This window comes from Fusicatenibacter sp. (assembly GCF_050872605.1).
Lineage (GTDB): Bacteria > Bacillota > Clostridia > Lachnospirales > Lachnospiraceae > Fusicatenibacter.
In genome coordinates, this window is the sequence record NZ_JBNMHD010000015.1 from 1 (window position 1) to 17,105 (window position 17,105).

14 protein-coding genes and 1 pseudogene are annotated in these 17,105 nt (G+C 50.8%); 14 read left to right on the forward strand and 1 reads right to left on the reverse strand.

Going from position 1 to position 17,105, the window contains the following annotated elements:
• Window positions 1-175 precede the first annotated feature (175 nt).
• Window positions 176-1,267 (reverse strand): TM7S3/TM198-like domain-containing protein, encoded by a 1,092-nt coding sequence (locus ACY2VT_RS06330; protein ID WP_461879301.1) that lies wholly within the window; start codon window positions 1,265-1,267, stop codon window positions 176-178.
• Window positions 1,268-1,430: 163 nt separating this feature from the next.
• Between ACY2VT_RS06330 and ACY2VT_RS06335 the strand changes: the two genes are divergently transcribed.
• From ACY2VT_RS06335 to ACY2VT_RS06400, 14 genes and pseudogenes are all read left to right on the forward strand, one after another.
• Complete coding sequence (locus ACY2VT_RS06335) at window positions 1,431-1,856, forward strand: hypothetical protein (protein WP_461879302.1); 426 nt, start codon at window positions 1,431-1,433, stop codon at window positions 1,854-1,856.
• 146 nt (window positions 1,857-2,002) lie between these two features.
• Complete coding sequence (locus ACY2VT_RS06340) at window positions 2,003-3,160, forward strand: class I SAM-dependent methyltransferase (RefSeq protein ID WP_461879303.1); 1,158 nt, start codon at window positions 2,003-2,005, stop codon at window positions 3,158-3,160.
• Window positions 3,160-5,628: a hypothetical protein gene (locus tag ACY2VT_RS06345; RefSeq protein WP_461879304.1), complete on the forward strand. Its 2,469-nt coding sequence runs from the start codon at window positions 3,160-3,162 to the stop codon at window positions 5,626-5,628. The genes ACY2VT_RS06340 and ACY2VT_RS06345 overlap by 1 nt, the downstream gene beginning before the upstream one ends.
• A 74-nt stretch (window positions 5,629-5,702) precedes the next feature.
• Window positions 5,703-7,094 (forward strand): asparagine--tRNA ligase, encoded by a 1,392-nt coding sequence (gene asnS, locus ACY2VT_RS06350; RefSeq protein ID WP_461879305.1) that lies wholly within the window; start codon window positions 5,703-5,705, stop codon window positions 7,092-7,094.
• A gap of 129 nt (window positions 7,095-7,223) precedes the next feature.
• Window positions 7,224-8,288 carry a metallophosphoesterase family protein gene (locus ACY2VT_RS06355; RefSeq protein WP_461879306.1) on the forward strand — a complete coding sequence of 355 codons (1,065 nt, stop codon included), beginning with the start codon at window positions 7,224-7,226 and terminating at the stop codon, window positions 8,286-8,288.
• 26 nt (window positions 8,289-8,314) lie between these two features.
• Complete coding sequence (locus ACY2VT_RS06360; protein WP_461879307.1) at window positions 8,315-9,847, forward strand: ATP-binding protein; 1,533 nt, start codon at window positions 8,315-8,317, stop codon at window positions 9,845-9,847.
• A 60-nt stretch (window positions 9,848-9,907) separates the two neighbouring features.
• The gene (locus tag ACY2VT_RS06365; RefSeq protein WP_461879308.1) at window positions 9,908-10,738 is read left to right on the forward strand and encodes a deoxyribonuclease IV; all 831 of its coding nucleotides are present in this window, start codon (window positions 9,908-9,910) and stop codon (window positions 10,736-10,738) included.
• 19 nt (window positions 10,739-10,757) lie between these two features.
• Window positions 10,758-12,260 (forward strand): 23S rRNA (uracil(1939)-C(5))-methyltransferase RlmD, encoded by a 1,503-nt coding sequence (gene rlmD, locus ACY2VT_RS06370; protein WP_461879309.1) that lies wholly within the window; start codon window positions 10,758-10,760, stop codon window positions 12,258-12,260.
• A 63-nt stretch (window positions 12,261-12,323) separates the two neighbouring features.
• A pseudogene (locus tag ACY2VT_RS06375) lies at window positions 12,324-12,640 on the forward strand (virulence RhuM family protein); the annotation flags it as partial.
• Window positions 12,641-12,789: 149 nt separating this feature from the next.
• Entirely contained in the window at window positions 12,790-13,032 is a 243-nt protein-coding gene (locus ACY2VT_RS06380; RefSeq protein ID WP_461879310.1) for a hypothetical protein, read from the forward strand.
• 98 nt (window positions 13,033-13,130) lie between these two features.
• On the forward strand, window positions 13,131-13,775 hold the full coding sequence (locus tag ACY2VT_RS06385; protein ID WP_461879311.1) for a hypothetical protein: 645 nt from the start codon (window positions 13,131-13,133) through the stop codon (window positions 13,773-13,775).
• 25 nt (window positions 13,776-13,800) lie between these two features.
• The gene (locus ACY2VT_RS06390; RefSeq protein ID WP_461879312.1) at window positions 13,801-14,946 is read left to right on the forward strand and encodes an aldo/keto reductase; all 1,146 of its coding nucleotides are present in this window, start codon (window positions 13,801-13,803) and stop codon (window positions 14,944-14,946) included.
• Between the two features lie 83 nt (window positions 14,947-15,029).
• Window positions 15,030-15,965, forward strand: coding sequence for a carbohydrate kinase family protein (locus ACY2VT_RS06395; RefSeq protein ID WP_461879313.1), 936 nt, complete (start codon window positions 15,030-15,032; stop codon window positions 15,963-15,965).
• Window positions 15,966-15,976: 11 nt separating this feature from the next.
• Complete coding sequence (locus tag ACY2VT_RS06400) at window positions 15,977-17,101, forward strand: non-canonical purine NTP pyrophosphatase (protein WP_461879314.1); 1,125 nt, start codon at window positions 15,977-15,979, stop codon at window positions 17,099-17,101.
• Window positions 17,102-17,105 lie beyond the last annotated feature (4 nt).

Below are 17,105 nucleotides of genomic sequence, written 5' to 3' on the forward strand. Positions count from 1 at the left end.
AGAAGATCGATACGGGATATCAGTGGCTCGACAAAGACACGATCGATCTGGAGACAAATCAGAAGTATCTTTATAACTGAAAATTATTTTCGGGTCTTGCTATAAGATAAAAAATGAACCCGGCAGACAAGGGAATGTTCCTTTGCCTGCCGGGTTTTCTGCGCTGCAGTGCGGATTACGAGTTCTGATCGTCTTCGTAAATTTTCTGTACCTCTTCGGAAATCTGCTGCCGGATCGCGGAGAGATCGACATCCGGGATGCCGTCTTCGGTGATCTGCGGTTTGGAAGGAGAGGTATACGGCTTCGTATCGCCCATGGAAGCTTTTGGGGATGTTTCTTCTTCGTCAAACTCCTCCGGAGCGGCCGGTTTTGCGGATGGCCGGCGGCGGATGATTTTTGGAAGATCTTCCTCATCGTCGTCATCGTCAGGTTCTTCCGGAACAAAACGGAAATCGTACATGGTGTTCTGCGAAACACGGGTACGGTTCGACGGTTTCTGATAGCTGCGGTACGGGTCTCTTGCGCTGCCGGAAGAAGAGGAAGAGGAGCCGCGGCGTTTCTTTTTCTTCTTTCTGGATGGAAGAGGATCGAAACCGGATCTGCGCTTCCGTCTGGCGCGCGCCTTTGCACGGTGTTCGCGTTCTTCTTCGTCGTCATCCTCCCAGTAGTCGGCTTCTTTCCACGGTTTAAACTGGAAGAGCATGCCGGCTGAGGCGAGAATGGAAGAGACAATCCAGAACATCATGTTCAGGTCCAGGTCTTTGAAGAAATATGCCATGCGGATCGTCGTGAGGGCGCCGCAGATGGAGGTGACCAGGATGACAGAGATGCGCTCAAACGGAACGCAGATCAGGCCGATCACAAAAGCGACAAGGGCGACGAGCCCATAGCCGGTGATGTCGTTTGGATTGACGAGATGCCAGAGGCAAAAGCCGACGAGTCCGCAGATCAGAAGAAAGAGTCCGATCCGGTAGAGGACGAAGGCAATGATTGCGGTCAGAAGACCGGTGCCGACGGCAAGCGCCAGGGTGATCGTCGTGGTCTGATTCGTGTAGGTACCCGCTGCATAACCGGCGGCCGCGCCGAGAAAAAATCCGGGAATGACGCTCCAGAGCTTGCGGAGCGCATAGCCGAAGAAACAGTTCAGCAGGGCAAAAACAATCACAATCAGAAGAAGCTGCTGCTGGTAAACACCCATGACGTCCCGGACTTTATCGAGACCGCCAAGCAGCGTGTTGATGTTGAAAGCTTGCATATTCAGATTCATGATATTCACTCCTATATGATGTATCGGAAAAATAGATACAGGTTGTATTTTAGTACGGAACGGCGGTTTTGGCAAGTGAAATTGTGTTTGAGATCTGGGAAACGGCAGAATGGCGGCGGTGTGCATATGGTATAAGGAAGAGCAAAAAGGAAATAAAACAGGCATGAATCAGGATAGAGTATATGAAAATAGAAGAAATTCCTATCAGGGAAATCCGATGGAGCGGGCGGAGCCGTTTTTTGCGGCACAGCCCTTATGGGGAAGAAGTATGGAGGAGCAGCAGGAAGCGCGGGAACGGCAGCGGATGCAGTCGTGTTATTCCCGGACGGCATCTGATCTGCAGCGGCTGGTGGAGGCAGAGTGTGACCGCATGGATTACCGCGGCAGCATGATGTACGACGAGTTCCCGGACCGGCTCATGATGGAGCACACCTGCCGGAATATCGCACGTCAGTACGGCAGGGAAAACGGTGGGAAGGATGAGAAAACGGCAGAAGAGGAACTGCTCGATCTGATCGGCGTTCTTTTTTATAATGAAATGTTCCGGAGGCGGAGCAGGAGGAAACATTATTACAATCTGTGGCTTTAACCGCGCCATAAAGTAATAAGAGGGTAACACATTTTTAATAATTTTTCTGTTGTGGTTTTGCGGAAAACAGATTACAATATTAGCGGGGTTGTAAGGGGCTTTATTACACATGTTTACAAACGATTCAGAAAGTTTGGAGAGTATAAATGGAATTACAGAAATTATTACAGGATGAAATCCGGGAAGGGCTGTATCGTATCACGATCAGCGGCCCAAGAGGGGACAGTGAAGTGTCCAAAGTGAGAATACGCCCGGTTGAAATAAAAGGAAAACTGCTCTTTCAGTGCCAGGAGACCGTCGGTACGAAGGAGTTTCATAAAAATATGACAAAAGACGACGTGATCACCCGGATCAGAGACTGGATGAACGGAACCTTCAAGCAGATGCAGCTCGAATCCGACACCTGCACCGCCTCCGTTCTGGTCAGCAAAAAGGGAACGATGACGATCAAAAAGAAACCGCATATGAAAGGAACCGGCAAACCCGTCAATCTGGCGCATAACCGGAAGAAACGGTATATTCTGGAAGAAGGAATCCCGGTTCCTTTTTTACAGGATCTCGGTGTTATGACAAAAGAAGGCAAAATCGTGCGGACCCGCTACGACAAGTTCCGCCAGATCAACCGCTTTCTGGAGTTCATCGAAGATATCCTGCCGCAGCTCCCATCGGACCGCGAGATCACGATTCTCGATTTCGGCTGCGGAAAATCGTATCTGACGTTTGCGATGTATTATTACTTCCGCGAACTGAAAAAACTGGATGTCAACATCATCGGACTCGATCTGAAAGAGGATGTCATCGCGATCTGCAACGGACTGTCGGAGAAATACGGCTATGAAAAGCTGCATTTCTATCAGGGCGACATCGCTTCTTATACCGGCCGCGACGAGGTCGATATGGTGGTGACGCTGCACGCGTGCGATACGGCGACCGACTATGCACTGGAAAAGGCCGTCAAATGGAATGCAAAAGTTATTCTTTCCGTTCCGTGCTGCCAGCATGAGCTGAACCGCCAGATTGCAAACAAAGAACTGTATCCGATCATGGATTACGGTATCTTAAAAGAGCGCATGGCAGCGCTTCTGACCGACGGAATCCGGGCAAAGCTTCTGGAAAATGCAGGGTATGAGACACAGATTCTTGAGTTCATCGACATGGAACACACGCCGAAGAACCTTCTGATCCGCGCGGTAAAACGCCAGGAAGGCTCGAAAAAACTGCCGGAAGAACTGAAAGCGTGCATGGAAGCGTACCATGTGAAGCCGACACTGGCAGAACTCCTGACAGAAAAGGAGGAGCCGTGATGAACAAAAGAGCAGCAAGGATTCTGATCCTTTTTCTTGTTTTTGCCGCATCGGTCGGTGTGTTCACACACCTGATGAGCCACGAGACAACGGAGAATGCGACCGATCTGGACGCAGCGAGTCTTCCGGTGCTGTACATGAAAAACGCGGACACGACAGTGAACCGCATGTACGGATACCGCCAGGAGATGAACGGCGTAACGACAAGAGAAAACCTGACACCGCTGCCGATGGACCGTTCGCTTACGCTGGAAATTGATGCGAAGGGACAGAAAATTAAAAACGTGACCTATACGGTGGAAAGCACAGACGGCGGAGCGCTGATTGAAAACTCGGTGCTGAAATCGTTTGACGAGGATGGAAGCTATCTGAAAGCAGACTTCCAGTTAGAGACCGCGATTCTGATGAATCAGGAATATACGCTGAAGCTCGAGGTTGCCTACGGGGACGGACAGTCTGCCTGGTATTACACCCGCATTGTACAGCGCAACGGCGTGGAGGTCGGCGATTATCTGGCCTACACTCAGATGTTTGCGCAGACATGCCTGGATAAAACGCAGGCGGAAGCGCTCGTTCCGCAGCTTGAGCCGGATGAGACGGGGGATAATTCTTCGTTCCTCAATGTCAACATTCATTCCAGCCTCGACCAGATTTCCTGGGGAAGCCTTGCACCGACGATCGTACAGCAGCCGGTGCAGCAGATCAAGGAAGCGAATGAGACGACGACCAGCATCACACAGGAGTACATGATCAGTGCGCAGGATGAGAACGGACAGACGGAGTATTATACCGTAAGCGAGTTCTACCGGATGCGAGAGTCCGACGGAGAGATTATTCTGCTGGACTTCGAGCGGAGCGCACAGCAGATCTTTGATCCGGAGCTTGGTGTTCTGACGAAATCCGGCATCAACCTCGGTGTGACCGGCGAGGATACCGAGTATGTGACGAATACGGCAGGTGATATTGTCGCGTTTGTGGTAAACGGCGATCTCTGGTGCTACAACCGCAGTGCCAACAAGACGATCCGCGTGTTCAGCTTCCGCGAGAACGGCAGTCTGGATGACAGGGAGCAGCATGGAGAGCACGATGTTAACATTGTGCGTGTGGATGATGCGGGCGATGTGACGTTTGTTGTTTATGGCTATATGAACCGCGGAAACCATGAGGGTGAAGTGGGAGCGGCCGTTTACTATTACCGCGCCGAGCGGAATGTGGCGACCGAGGAGATTTTCGTTCCGGCGGATATTTCCTACGAGATGCTGAAAAAACAGCTCGACCGCCTCTCCTATGTCAATCAGCAGAAAGAGATGTATCTCTATCTGAACGAGGACCTGTGCAAGGTGGATATTGAAACCGGCACGACGACAGTGGTCCGGGAAAGTATCCCGGAGGACTGCTTTGTAGTATCGGAAAGCCAGGAGAGCATCGCATGGATGGATGCGGACAACGCAAGCAGCGCGACGAACATCACCGTGATGAATCTGGAGAGCGGGGAAACGCAGCGCTTTGCGGCGGATGACGGACAGAAGATCCGGGTACTTGGCTTTATCAATGAAGACTTTGTCTATGGTATGGCAAACGACAGCGATATTTTAAAAGATATTTCCGGCAATGAAGTTTTTGCCATGCATACGGTGCGGATTGTCAGCATCGACGGAACCGTGAAAAAAGAGTATCACCAGGACGGCTATTATGTGACAGGCGTGTCGATTTCGGACGGCCTTCTGGAGCTGGACCGCGTAATACGCCAGGAAAACGGCTATGCGGATGCGCCGGAGGATCACATCATGAACGGCGAGCAGCAGAGCCAGGAGCTGGTGACGGGCCGCCTGGCGACGGTGGATGACAGAAGAGAGCAGCAGTTCCTCCTGGAATTCTCGACGAGCGGCAAAACACAGTCGCTTCTGACACTGACACCGAAATATATTTATTCGACACTGCGGACCGATCTTGCGATGTCGTATGATACGGGCAGCGCAGATCTTTACTATGTATATGGAAAAGGAAAACTGATCGCCATTTTAAGCTCCCCGGCGGAGGCTGTACAGCTTGCCGATGAGAATGTCGGCGTTGTGCTGAACAGCAGCCAGTCCTACGTATGGGAGCGCGGAAACCGCCAGCAGGGCATGCGCCTCGATGAGACAACGATGCCGTCCGGATTCCAGAGTGCATCGCTTGACGAAAACGTGCTGAAGGAGTCGCTCGGCGATGATTACGAGCTGCTGAACCTGACGGGATGTACAAGAGAAGAAATTCTCTACATGATCAGCAGCGGCTGCGGCGTTGTTGTGAAGACCGGCGCGAATGAGAGTCTGCTTCTGACTGGATACGATATTTTCGGAAATTCCTGGCTGTACAACCCGGCAACGGGCGAGACAACCGCACTTTCTGACGATGACAGCGATGCATTGTTTGCACAGAACGGCAATGTCTTCATCAGTTATATTAAAAAAGTAAAGATCGAGTGATTTGCGGGGTTTTCTAATGACGCAAAAAGTGCTAGAATAAAGAAAGCACTATGAATATTAGGGAGAAAAAGACAATGAAACTTACAACCATCCGAGAGATTTATAAAAACCGGGAAGCATACCTGGACAAAGAAGTAACCGTAGGCGGCTGGGTGCGCAGCGTACGTGATTCCAAAACCTTTGGTTTCATCGTTCTGCACGACGGAAGCTATTTCGAAACCCTGCAGACCGTATACCACGATGAGATGGAAAACTTCACTGAGATTTCCAAAATGAACGTCGGCGCAGCCATCATCGTAAAAGGTACCCTCGTTGCTACCCCGCAGGCAAAACAGCCGTTTGAGATTCAGGCGACAGAAGTTACCGTAGAGGGCGCTTCCGCACCGGATTACCCGCTGCAGAAAAAACGCCACTCCATGGAGTACCTTCGTACCATTTCCCATCTGCGTCCGAGAACCAACACCTTCCAGGCAGTATTCCGTGTTCGTTCCCTCTGCGCCTATGCGATCCATCAGTTCTTCCAGGAGAGAGACTTCGTTTACGTCAACACTCCGCTGATCACAGGAAGCGACTGCGAGGGAGCCGGCGAGATGTTCCAGGTAACCACCATGGATCTTGACAATATTCCGAAAACCGAGGACGGCGCTGTTGATTTCACACAGGACTTCTTCGGCAAGAAGACAAGCCTTACCGTAAGCGGCCAGTTAAACGGCGAGACCTTTGCACAGGCCTTCCGCAATATCTACACCTTCGGACCGACCTTCCGTGCAGAGAATTCCAACACCACCCGCCATGCAGCAGAGTTCTGGATGATCGAGCCGGAAATCGCCTTCGCTGATCTGGAGGACGATATGGAGCTTGCTGAGGCAATGCTGAAATATGTCATCCGCTACGTTATGGAGCATGCACCGGAAGAAATGCAGTTCTTCAACAGTTTCGTGGATAAGGGACTGATCGAGCGTCTGAACCATGTCGTAAATTCTGAGTTCGGCCGTGTAACCTACACCGAGGCTATCGAGCTTCTGGAGAAAAACAACGACAAATTCGATTACAAAGTATACTGGGGATGCGATCTGCAGACCGAGCATGAGCGTTATCTGACCGAGCAGATCTTCAAGAGACCGGTTTTCGTTACCGATTATCCGAAGGAGATCAAGGCGTTCTACATGAAGCTGAACGATGACAACAAGACCGTTGCCGCTATGGACTGTCTGGTTCCTGGCATCGGAGAGATCATCGGCGGAAGCCAGCGTGAGGACGATTACGAGAAACTGCTTGGTCGTATGAAAGAGCTGGGACTTGCTGAGGAAGATTACGGATTCTATCTGGACCTCAGAAAATATGGTTCTACCCACCATGCAGGATTCGGACTGGGATTTGAAAGATGCGTCATGTATCTGACCGGAATGGGCAATATCCGCGACGTCATCCCGTTCCCGAGAACAGTAAACAACTGCGAGCTGTAATTACGAAAAGTGATATAGAAACTTAAAAAATACGGATGCCGGGTGCAGTGGAATCCAATGTGGATTTGGTGCACCTGACGTCCGTATTGTAGTAATAGAGAAAATGAATCCAGAAAGGGGTATGCGCCTATGCGGTTTATTCATATTGCGGATGTGCATCTCGGCATGCAGCCGGATGCGGGATTTCCCTGGAGCGAGGAGCGCGGGGAGGCCATCTGGGAGAGCTTCCGGCGGATCATCCGCCTGGCCGGTCGGGAAAAGACGGACTTTCTGCTGATCGCGGGAGATCTGTTCCAGCGTCAGCCGCTGCTTCGGGAACTGAAAGAGGTTAATGATCTCTTTGCTTCCATCCCGGAGACGATTGTCGTGCTGATTGCCGGAAACCACGATTATGTGAAGCGGGAGAGCTTTTACCGCGGTTTCGACTGGGCAGACAATGTGGTAATGCTCCTGTCGCCGGAGCCGGACTGTGTTGAAGTTCCGGAGAAGAAGACGGCGGTGTACGGATGCAGTTACGACAAAAAAGAGATCCTGGAAAACCGGCTGGACGGCGTGCGGCCGGAGGGCAAAATGAAATATCATCTGCTGCTCGCGCACGGCGGCGATGCCCGCCACATGCCGTGGAATCCGGGCCGCATGGCGCAGGCTGGGCTTGATTATATTGCGTGCGGACACATTCATAAGCCGGGGATTCTTATTCCCGACAAAATGGCATACGCAGGCGCACTCGAACCGACGGATGAGACGCAGTTGGGGCCGCACGGCTACATCCGCGGAACGGTGGACGAGCACGGAACGCGGATTCAGTTTGTGCCGTTTGCCAGATATGAGTACGAAGATCTGGTGCTGAACGTGACGGAGGATCTGACGCAGTATGCGCTGGAGACGAAGCTGAAACAGGAGTTGGCGCTGCGGGAGGATGGGAAGATCCGGAAAATTATCCGCCTGAAACTTGTGGGACACCGTGCCGCCGAGCTGGAATTTTCTCCGAAGCGGCTGATGGACTGCGGAAGAATTATCTCGGTGGAGGATGAAACACGCCCGGCGTATGATCTGGAACAGTTGAAGAAAACGTATGGCGCGGGTCTGATCAGTGCCTACATTGAAGCATTTGAAACGAAGACAGATGTGCAGTCGCAGAAAGCACTCGACTATGGACTTGAGGCGCTGCTGGCGGCGCGCAGGAACGGCTGAAAAAAAGATTGCGGGAGGCGTAGAAGATGAAAATAGAAAAACTGGAAATCCGCAATTTTGGAAAAATGCAGAACCGCACACTGGAATTTTCCGATGGGATTCAGCTCATCAGCGGGGAAAATGAGAGCGGAAAATCGACCGTCCATACCTTCATCCGCAGCATGCTGTTCGGCATGACACGCGGTCGGGGGCGGGCGGCAAAAAATGATGTCTACAGTCGTTATGAGCCATGGGAAAATCCGGCATACTATGAGGGAGAGATGGTGTTTGAAAGCGGCGGCAAACGGTTCCGCCTGACACGGAATTTCGGGCGGCAGAACGCCGATGCAAAGCTGGTGTGCCTGACGGACGGCGAGGTGCTCTCCGTGGAGGACGGCGATCTTTCCATGCTGCTCGGCGGTGTCAGCGAAATTGTGTATGATAATACGGCTTCCATCGGGCAGTTAAAAGGCAGAACCGAGGAAGGGCTTGCAGACGAGCTGCGGAACTATATGGCAAATTACCAGGGGAGCAGCGATGGTGAGCTTGATGTGGCGGCGGCGCTGGATCTGCTGAAGCAGAAGAGAAGACGATTAGAGCAGGAGCAGAAAAAGACGCTGGCAGGACTGGAAAAACGAAAGGAAGAACTCGAGACAAAAATTTCTGTCTTTGAGGAAGAGTGCCGCCAGAGCGGGGAGAATCTGCAGCAGGCGAAAGAGCAGATGAAGCGGGATATTTATCAGAAGGATGTGCCGATCGAACGGGTGCGGAAGATGAAAAAAGAATCTCGGAAGAGCCGCAAATGGGGTGCCGCGTGCGTGGCGCTGGCTGGATTTCTCTTGTTCTTATGCATTCTGCAGTTCTTCCATATTGATTCGCTGCTGACGAGAACGGGACTCGGGCTTGCGATTGCGGCGCTCTTGTATCTGGCGTACAGTCTGTTCCGCCACCGGAAAACGGAGGTCGAGCAGGTCGTGACGGAGCCGGAGGAGCAGGCGATCCGCCGCCAGCAGTGGAATGTGGACCGCCTGAAGCAGGAGCTGGGGCAGAAACAGACGGTGCTGTCGAACTTGCAGAGTGAATACGAGGAACTCTGCATTTCCATGACGGAAAAAGATCACCTGCAGGAGGAACTCGATGCGATTGCGCTTGCGGGAGAGACAATTCAACGCCTTTCCGTGCAGATGCAGAGCCGGATCGGCGATCGCTTAAAACAGCAGATGTCAAAAACGCTGTCGTCGCTGACGAACGGCCGCTATCTGCAGGTGAATATGGATGAGAATCTGCGGATCGGGCTTCATACGGAAGACGAGTATGTGCCGCTGGAGCAGGTCAGCCGCGGTACGATCGAGCAGGCGTACTTTGCACTCCGCATGGCGGCGATGGATGTGCTCTGCGGTGAGGAGGAGCTGCCGGTGATCCTCGATGAATCGTTTGCGTTTTACGATGAAAACCGGCTGAAAGAAACTTTGAAATGGCTGGCGGAAAACCGGACGCAGGTGCTGCTTTTTACGTGTCAGAAGCGGGAGGAGGAAGCACTCTCGGAGATGGGAATTCCGTACCGGAAAATTATGCTTTAAGTAATGCGGCTCGCAGAGAATCGGTGAGTTGTGGTTTGGAAATAAAGGAGAATAGAAGTTATGCTGACAATAGGATGTCATTTATCATCGTCCAAAGGATATCTTGCCATGGGAAAAGAGGCAGTGTCCATCGGGGCGAATACCTTTCAGTTTTTTACAAGAAACCCGAGAGGAAGCAAAGCGAAAGCCATCGACGAGGCGGATGTCGCAGCGTTTCTTTCCTACAGTAAGGAGCATGGAATCGAACGGATTCTGGCGCATGCGCCGTACACGCTGAATCCGTGCTCGAAGGATGCGCACACGAGAGAGTTCGCGTGGATGACGATGGCGGATGATCTGAAGCGGATGGAATACACGCCGGGAAACTGCTACAATTTCCACCCGGGCAGCCACACCGGACAGGGTGCGGAAGAGGGAATCTGTCTGATTTCGGAGATGCTGAACGAAATTTTAAAACCGGAGCAGACGACCACTGTGCTGCTCGAGACGATGGCAGGAAAAGGAACCGAGGTCGGAAGATCGTTTGAGGAGCTGGCGGCGATTCTGGATCGCGTGGAATTAAAAGACCACATGGGCGTCTGCCTGGATACGTGCCATGTGTACGATGCAGGATACGATATTGTGGATCATCTCGATGAGGTGCGTGAAGAGTTCGACCGCGTGGTGGGACTTTCGAAGCTGAAAGCAATTCATCTGAACGACAGCAAGAATCCGTTTGAGAGCCATAAGGACCGCCATGAGAAGATCGGCGAGGGATCGCTGGGGCTTGCGGCATTTGAGCGGATCGTGACACATCCGGCGCTTGTGGGACTGCCGTTCTATCTGGAAACACCGAATGAGCTGGAAGGATATGCGAAAGAGATCGCGCTGCTGCGCGGGTTTGCGAAATAGAGGAAGAAGGTAAGAGAAAGTGGAAAACCAAAGAGAGAAGAACAGAAAAGCATTTTCTGGCGACAGAAGTGAGAGAGTGACCGGAAAGAAAAAGGAAGATTTTCGGGAGAACAGAAAGAAAACCGGTGATGGGAAAGTTGAAAAATTCCATATAAACCAGGAGAAAAACAAAACCGGAAAACGGGGAACGTTTGGACAGGACAAAGGAAAGAAAAACGGGAACAATGCGGAGCCGGTGAAGAAATTCAGAAAAGAAGAGAAAGCAGCACCGGCAAAGGCAGAGCAGAAAAAGGGCGCATCCTCGTCGAAATCGAAATGTCCATACCAGAAAAAATGCGGCGGATGCACGTATCTGAAACTTTCCTATGAGGAGCAGCTTGCGAAAAAAGAGCAGTTCATTAAGAAAACACTGAAAGGCATTGTCCCGGTCAAAGGCATGGTCGGCATGGAAAATCCCTACCATTATCGGAATAAAGTCAACTCCGCCTTTGCACGCAAAAAAGACGGAACGATCGTATCCGGAATCTACGAAAAAGGAACGCACAAAGTAGTCCCGGTCGAAGAGTGTCTGCTTGAGGATCAGCGCGCCGATGCCATCATCCGCGATATCCGCAGTCTGCTGAAGAGCTTCAAAATCATGATCTACAACGAAGACAGCGGCTACGGCCTCCTGCGCCACGTCATGGTGCGCACCGGTTTTGCCTCCGGAGAAATCATGGTCGTCCTCGTCTGCGTATCGCCGGTCTTCCCGTCGAAGAACAATTTCGTGAAAGCCCTGCGCAAGCTCCACCCGGAGATCACGACCATCGTACTGAACGTCAACGACCGCACCGACAGCATGGTGCTTGGAAAACGCGACATCGTCCTCTTCGGACGCGGCTACATCGAAGATGAACTCTGCGGCTGCACCTTCCGCATCTCCCCGCAGTCCTTCTACCAGGTCAACCCGGTTCAGACAAAGAACCTGTACGAAAAAGCCATCTCCCTGGCCGGTCTGACCGGAAACGAGCGCGTCATGGATGCCTACTGCGGAATCGGAACCATCGGACTCATTGCATCCCGCGACGCGAAAGAAGTCATCAGCGTCGAACTGAACCCTGAAGCCGTCCGCGATGCCGTAACAAACGCCAAACGAAACCAAATCAAAAACGTCTCCTTCTACCAGAACGACGCCGGCGCCTTCATGGTCTCCATGGCCGAAAAAGGCGAAAAAGCCGACGTCGTATTCATGGACCCGCCGAGAGCCGGCAGCGATGAAGCTTTCCTATCCTCTGTCGTAACCCTTTCACCGAAAAAAGTGGTTTATGTCTCCTGTAATCCGGAGACACTGGCGAGAGACCTGCGGTATCTGACGAAACACGGATACAAGGCGGAAGAGGCATGGGGATATGATATGTTTGCGTGGTCGGAACATGTGGAAACTGTGTGCCTCTTGAGCAACCGAAAACCAGATACCACGGTAAAACTCAGCGTGGATATGGATGATTACTATCGTATTATAAATGGTAAAGATGGGGAATGATGATTTCGCTATAGTGACTCGTTCACGTTGATAATATATCTGATTTTGGAGGGAAATTAATTTATGGATAAAGAAAAAGCAGATATGATTATTTATACGACAGAGGATGGTCTGCGAAAGTTGAAACTACTTTTGATGGTGATACAGTCTGGTTGTCTATTGATCAGATGGCAGAATTGTTTCAGAGAGATAAATCAACCATTTCCAGACATATAAAAAATATATTTACAGAAGGTGAATTACAGCGGGATTCAGTTGTTGCAAAATTTGCAACAACTGCTTCTGATGGAAAAGTTTACAATGTAGATTATTACAATCTTGATGTTATTATTTCTGTTGGCTATCGTGTAAAATCAAAACGAGGAACACAGTTCAGACTCTGATTTTGCGTATGAAATGCAGATCCGCTTTGACTCCATGGGAAAAGACCACCTGGAAACGCCGGAGAGTGAGATTGAGGAATGGGTGGAAAAAGTAAAACAGGAATTACGTTGAACCAGGATTGCCCAAAAAGATCCTGTTTTTAGTAATGGAAAAGGAATATGGAACTACCTTGGAAGCTAGTTTAAGAGAGGAAGTGTATGATATGAGTAATTTGGGTGAGGAAATAATGGAAGAAGGAATTGCGATTGGAGTAGAAAAGGAAAAAACGAGAATTATTTTTCAAATGGATAAAAAAGGTTTTTCTGTAGAACAAATTGCAGAGGTGACAGGAAAAACAAAAGAAGAGGTAGAAACAGTTCTTAATGGAAAAGAGCTTACGCTTGTTTAGAAAACATAAATCTAAGAAGAAAAATGTGAGAAAAGAGAGCCTTTGAGTTTCAAAACTTAAAGACTCTCATTTGGACATAAGAAGAAAAGAGGAACACGATGGCATCAAGTATGATTCATCTGGCGGTTGTGCAGGAAATGATGAAGGAAGTTTCTTTCCGCGATATCGCCCGCCTGCGGCTTGGGGTGATTCTGCCGGATGGGGCGGTGGAAGGGAATAGTCATTTAAAAAAGAAGATCTGTGAGAATACCCGATATACGTATGATCTGGAAATTTTTCGGGAGCAGTACGGCGCATATATGAAGAAAGATGACCTGTATCTCGGATACTATTTTCACCTGATTCAGGACATGCTTTATCGGAGATTTCTGTACGGAGAGCATGGCTGGAATTCGAGTATTCCGGGGAATGTGGAGAAGCTGCATCGGGATTATGAGCTGCTCAATGGGTATGTGGCAGAAAAATATGGTCTTTCCCGGGAGATGGTTCAGGAGATAGATCTCGCCGATGAGCCGCTGGCACAGCTTGCGGAATTTGATGTAAAAGGTCTTGCGGAAGAAGTCCGCGGGGAGTTCGCCCCGATGGAGGAAGAAGAACTTTCGGTATTTACAAAAGAAATGGCCGATGAATACATCACCCGTGCAGTGAAATTCTGTGTGGAAGAAATGAAAACACTTTCCGCAGGAAAATCAGGTCTGGACAGTGCAGCGTGGAGCTGGGAAAAACCAGAAAATAAGTCATAAGAAAATTTTAAGGAGGTTTTTACATATGAACACAAGACGTTTAGGAAAAACAAATCTGCAGGTCAGTGAGATCGGCTTTGGCGGTGAGTGGCTGGAGCGCCATCCGGAGGAGGAAGGCGTGGAGCTGATCCACTACGCTTCCGAGCAGGGCATCAACATTCTCGACTGCTGGATGCCGGATGCGAAATCGCGTGATATCATTGGAAACGGCATCAAGGCGAACCGGGATAAATGGTTTATTCAGGGACATATCGGTTCCACATTAAAAGACGGTCAGTATTACCGTACCAGAGATATGAAATATGTCCGTCCGGCATTTGAGGATCTGCTGAAACGGCTGCAGACAGACTACATCGACCTCGGCATGATTCACTACATCGACTCCGAGGAGGAGTGGGAGCAGATTCAGCATTCCGATTACATGGATTATGTGATGGAACTGAAAAACAGCGGTGTGATCCGCCACATCGGCATGAGTTCCCATAACCCGAAAGTCGCTGTTAAGGCAGCGGAATCCGGCTATGTGGAGATGATTCTGTTCAGCATCAACCCGGCGTTTGATATGCTTCCGGCGAGCGACAACATTGACCAGATGTTTGCCGAAAAATTCGACGAGGGCCTGAAAGGCATCGACGCGGACCGTGCAAAATTATACAAAGTCTGTGAGCAGAACGACGTCGGAATTACCGTTATGAAAGGCTTTGCCGGCGGCCGCCTCTTTGATGAAAAACGCTCCCCGTTTGGCGTAAAGCTGACTCCGGTGCAGTGCATCCACTATGCGCTTACAAGACCGGCTGTCTGTTCCATCATGTGCGGTTACGATACGAAGGAGCAGGTGGACGACGCCGTTTCATACGAGACAGCATCCGAGGAGGCAAAAGATTATGCATCCGTCATCGCGAATGCGCCGTTCCATTCCTACCGCGGCGAGTGCACCTACTGCGGCCACTGCAAACCGTGTGTGGCGAACCTCGATATCGCAATGATCAACAAATTCTACGATCTTGCGACGATGCAGCCGGAAGTCCCGGCGACCGTAAAATCGCACTATGAATTACTGGAGCACACCGCATCCGAGTGTGTCGGATGTCATGCCTGCGAGAGCCGCTGCCCATTCGGCGTGCCGATTGCAGAACGCATGGAGAAAACAGCGAAATTATTTGGATGTTGAGAAGACAGAAATTTCGTGAAACAGACGAAGTGACTTGTCTGAAAAAAAGAAGGAATGAAAAACAGGAGAGGAAATAAGGAAACATGGCAGTAAATAAAAATGGAATCGTAGTATTAGGAGCAGTTTTCGTAGATATCAAGGGCTTCCCGGAGGACATCTACGTCCCGGACGGCAGAAATGCCGGTCATGTCGAGTACATCCACGGCGGTGTGAGCCGAAACGTGGTGGAGGACATCGCAAATCTGGAGTTGCGCCCGACTTTCCTTGGAATTGCGGACAATACCGCACTCGGCGAGGATGTTGTGCGCAAACTGCAGCGCCATAAAGTCAACACCGAATACATGAAAGAAATCCCGAACGGTATGGGAACATGGCTTGCTGTCTTCGATCACAACGGTGACCTGGCGGGCTCCATTTCCCAGCGCCCGAACCTGATGCCGATTCTCAATATTCTGGAAGAAAACGGAGATGAAATTATCGAAAACTGCGATTCTGTTGTGGCGGAGATCGATATGGACAAAGAGATCATCAAAAAGCTGGTACAGCTCTGTGAAAAGTATGATAAAAAATTGTACGGCGTTGTCAGCAACATGAACATTGCGGTCGGCAGACGCGATCTTCTGCAGAAATTTGACTGCCTGATCTGCAACCAGCTCGAGGCAGGTGTTTTCTTCTCCGACGATTACAGTGAGAAAACACCGGCCGAGATGGAAAAGATTCTCGCCGAGCGCCTGAAAGCGGCGAATGTTCCGGCCATGGTCGTAACAATGGGCGGCGACGGAGCGGTTTATGCGGAAGCAGACGGAGAGAGCGGCTTCTGCCCGGCGCAGAAAGTACAGGTAAAAGATACAACAGGAGCCGGTGATGCGTTCTGTGCAGGTGTTTCCGCCGGTCTGACCTATGGAAAAACGCTTGGCCAGGCAGTTGAAATCGGTACGCGTCTTGCTGCATCCGTCATCACATCGTCGGAAAATGTCTGCCCGCGCTTCCGCCCGGAAGAGTTCGGCATCGAGGCATAAAGGGGGCAGAAATGAAGTTACTGTACGGAACCGGCAACCCGGCAAAACTCGACGCGATGCGTCACCGCCTTGCCGGTCTTGGGATTGAACTGATCGGCCTCAAAGATCTGAACGGTGCAGAACTGCCGGAGATTGTTGAAGATGGGAAAACACCGCTGGAAAATGCCAGAAAAAAAGCGGAAGCTTATTTTGACGCACTGCGCATGCCGGTATTCTCTTGCGATTCCGGTCTGTATTTCGATGGCGTATCCGAGGAGGACCAGCCCGGTGTTCATGTGCGGACCGTGGACGGAAAGTATCTGTCCGATGAAGAAATGACCGCGCATTACGCCGCCCTTGCAGAAAAGTACGGCGGCCTGACGGGACGCTATAAAAACGCAGTTTCGCTGATTCTTGATGCGGACCACCGCTATGACGCGATGGAACCGTCGATGGAGAGCGCTCCTTTCCGCATGGTCAGCATACCCCATCCGATGAGCAAAAAAGGCTTTCCGCTCGACCGCCTGTCGATCGATCTGCGGACCGGAAAATATTATTACGATCTGAATGAGAAAGAAGCCGCGCTCGATCAGCTTGCCGTGGAAGACGGTTTTCTGCAGTTTTTTGAGCGGGCAATGGAGGAATACCATAAAATGGAACGATATGAACTTCGAACCATCCGCCAGGATGAAATGGAACAGGGCGTTGCCATTGAGCTGGCGTGCTTTCCGCCGAATGAGGCGTGCTCCGAGAAGAGTATGCGCGAGCGGGTGCAGTATGCGCCGGAGCTGTTTCTGGCGGCAGTAGACAAAGAAACCGGAAAAATCGCCGGAACGCTGAACGGACTTGCAACAAATGAGAAAAAATTCCGTGATGCCTTTTTCGATGAAATCAGTCTGTACGACCCGAAGGGCGAAAACGTTATGCTACTGGGCCTCAGTGTCCTGCCGGAATACCGCGGCCAGGGAATCGCCCGCGCGCTGATGGAAGAGTACAGCCGCCGGGAACAGAAAAACGGAAGAAAACAGCTCATTCTGACCTGCCTGCAGGATAAGGTGGAGATGTACAAAAAGATGAACTTCCACGACGAGGGAATCTCCGCATCCACCTGGGGCGGCGAGGAGTGGCATGATATGACGAGAAAATTAAACGATTAAGAAT

Coding starts and splice junctions, on each gene's coding strand:
- ACY2VT_RS06395 (WP_461879313.1), top strand. CDS start 15,030: ATGGCAGTAAATAAAAATGGAATCGTAGTATTAGGAGCAGTTTTCGTA.
- ACY2VT_RS06360 (WP_461879307.1), top strand. CDS start 8,315: ATGAAAATAGAAAAACTGGAAATCCGCAATTTTGGAAAAATGCAGAAC.
- ACY2VT_RS06380 (WP_461879310.1), top strand. CDS start 12,790: ATGGAAAAGGAATATGGAACTACCTTGGAAGCTAGTTTAAGAGAGGAA.
- ACY2VT_RS06345 (WP_461879304.1), top strand. CDS start 3,160: ATGAACAAAAGAGCAGCAAGGATTCTGATCCTTTTTCTTGTTTTTGCC.
- ACY2VT_RS06400 (WP_461879314.1), top strand. CDS start 15,977: ATGAAGTTACTGTACGGAACCGGCAACCCGGCAAAACTCGACGCGATG.
- ACY2VT_RS06365 (WP_461879308.1), top strand. CDS start 9,908: ATGCTGACAATAGGATGTCATTTATCATCGTCCAAAGGATATCTTGCC.
- ACY2VT_RS06390 (WP_461879312.1), top strand. CDS start 13,801: ATGAACACAAGACGTTTAGGAAAAACAAATCTGCAGGTCAGTGAGATC.
- ACY2VT_RS06335 (WP_461879302.1), top strand. CDS start 1,431: ATGAATCAGGATAGAGTATATGAAAATAGAAGAAATTCCTATCAGGGA.
- ACY2VT_RS06385 (WP_461879311.1), top strand. CDS start 13,131: ATGGCATCAAGTATGATTCATCTGGCGGTTGTGCAGGAAATGATGAAG.
- ACY2VT_RS06330 (WP_461879301.1), bottom strand. CDS start 1,267: ATGAATCTGAATATGCAAGCTTTCAACATCAACACGCTGCTTGGCGGT.
- ACY2VT_RS06340 (WP_461879303.1), top strand. CDS start 2,003: ATGGAATTACAGAAATTATTACAGGATGAAATCCGGGAAGGGCTGTAT.
- asnS (WP_461879305.1), top strand. CDS start 5,703: ATGAAACTTACAACCATCCGAGAGATTTATAAAAACCGGGAAGCATAC.
- ACY2VT_RS06355 (WP_461879306.1), top strand. CDS start 7,224: ATGCGGTTTATTCATATTGCGGATGTGCATCTCGGCATGCAGCCGGAT.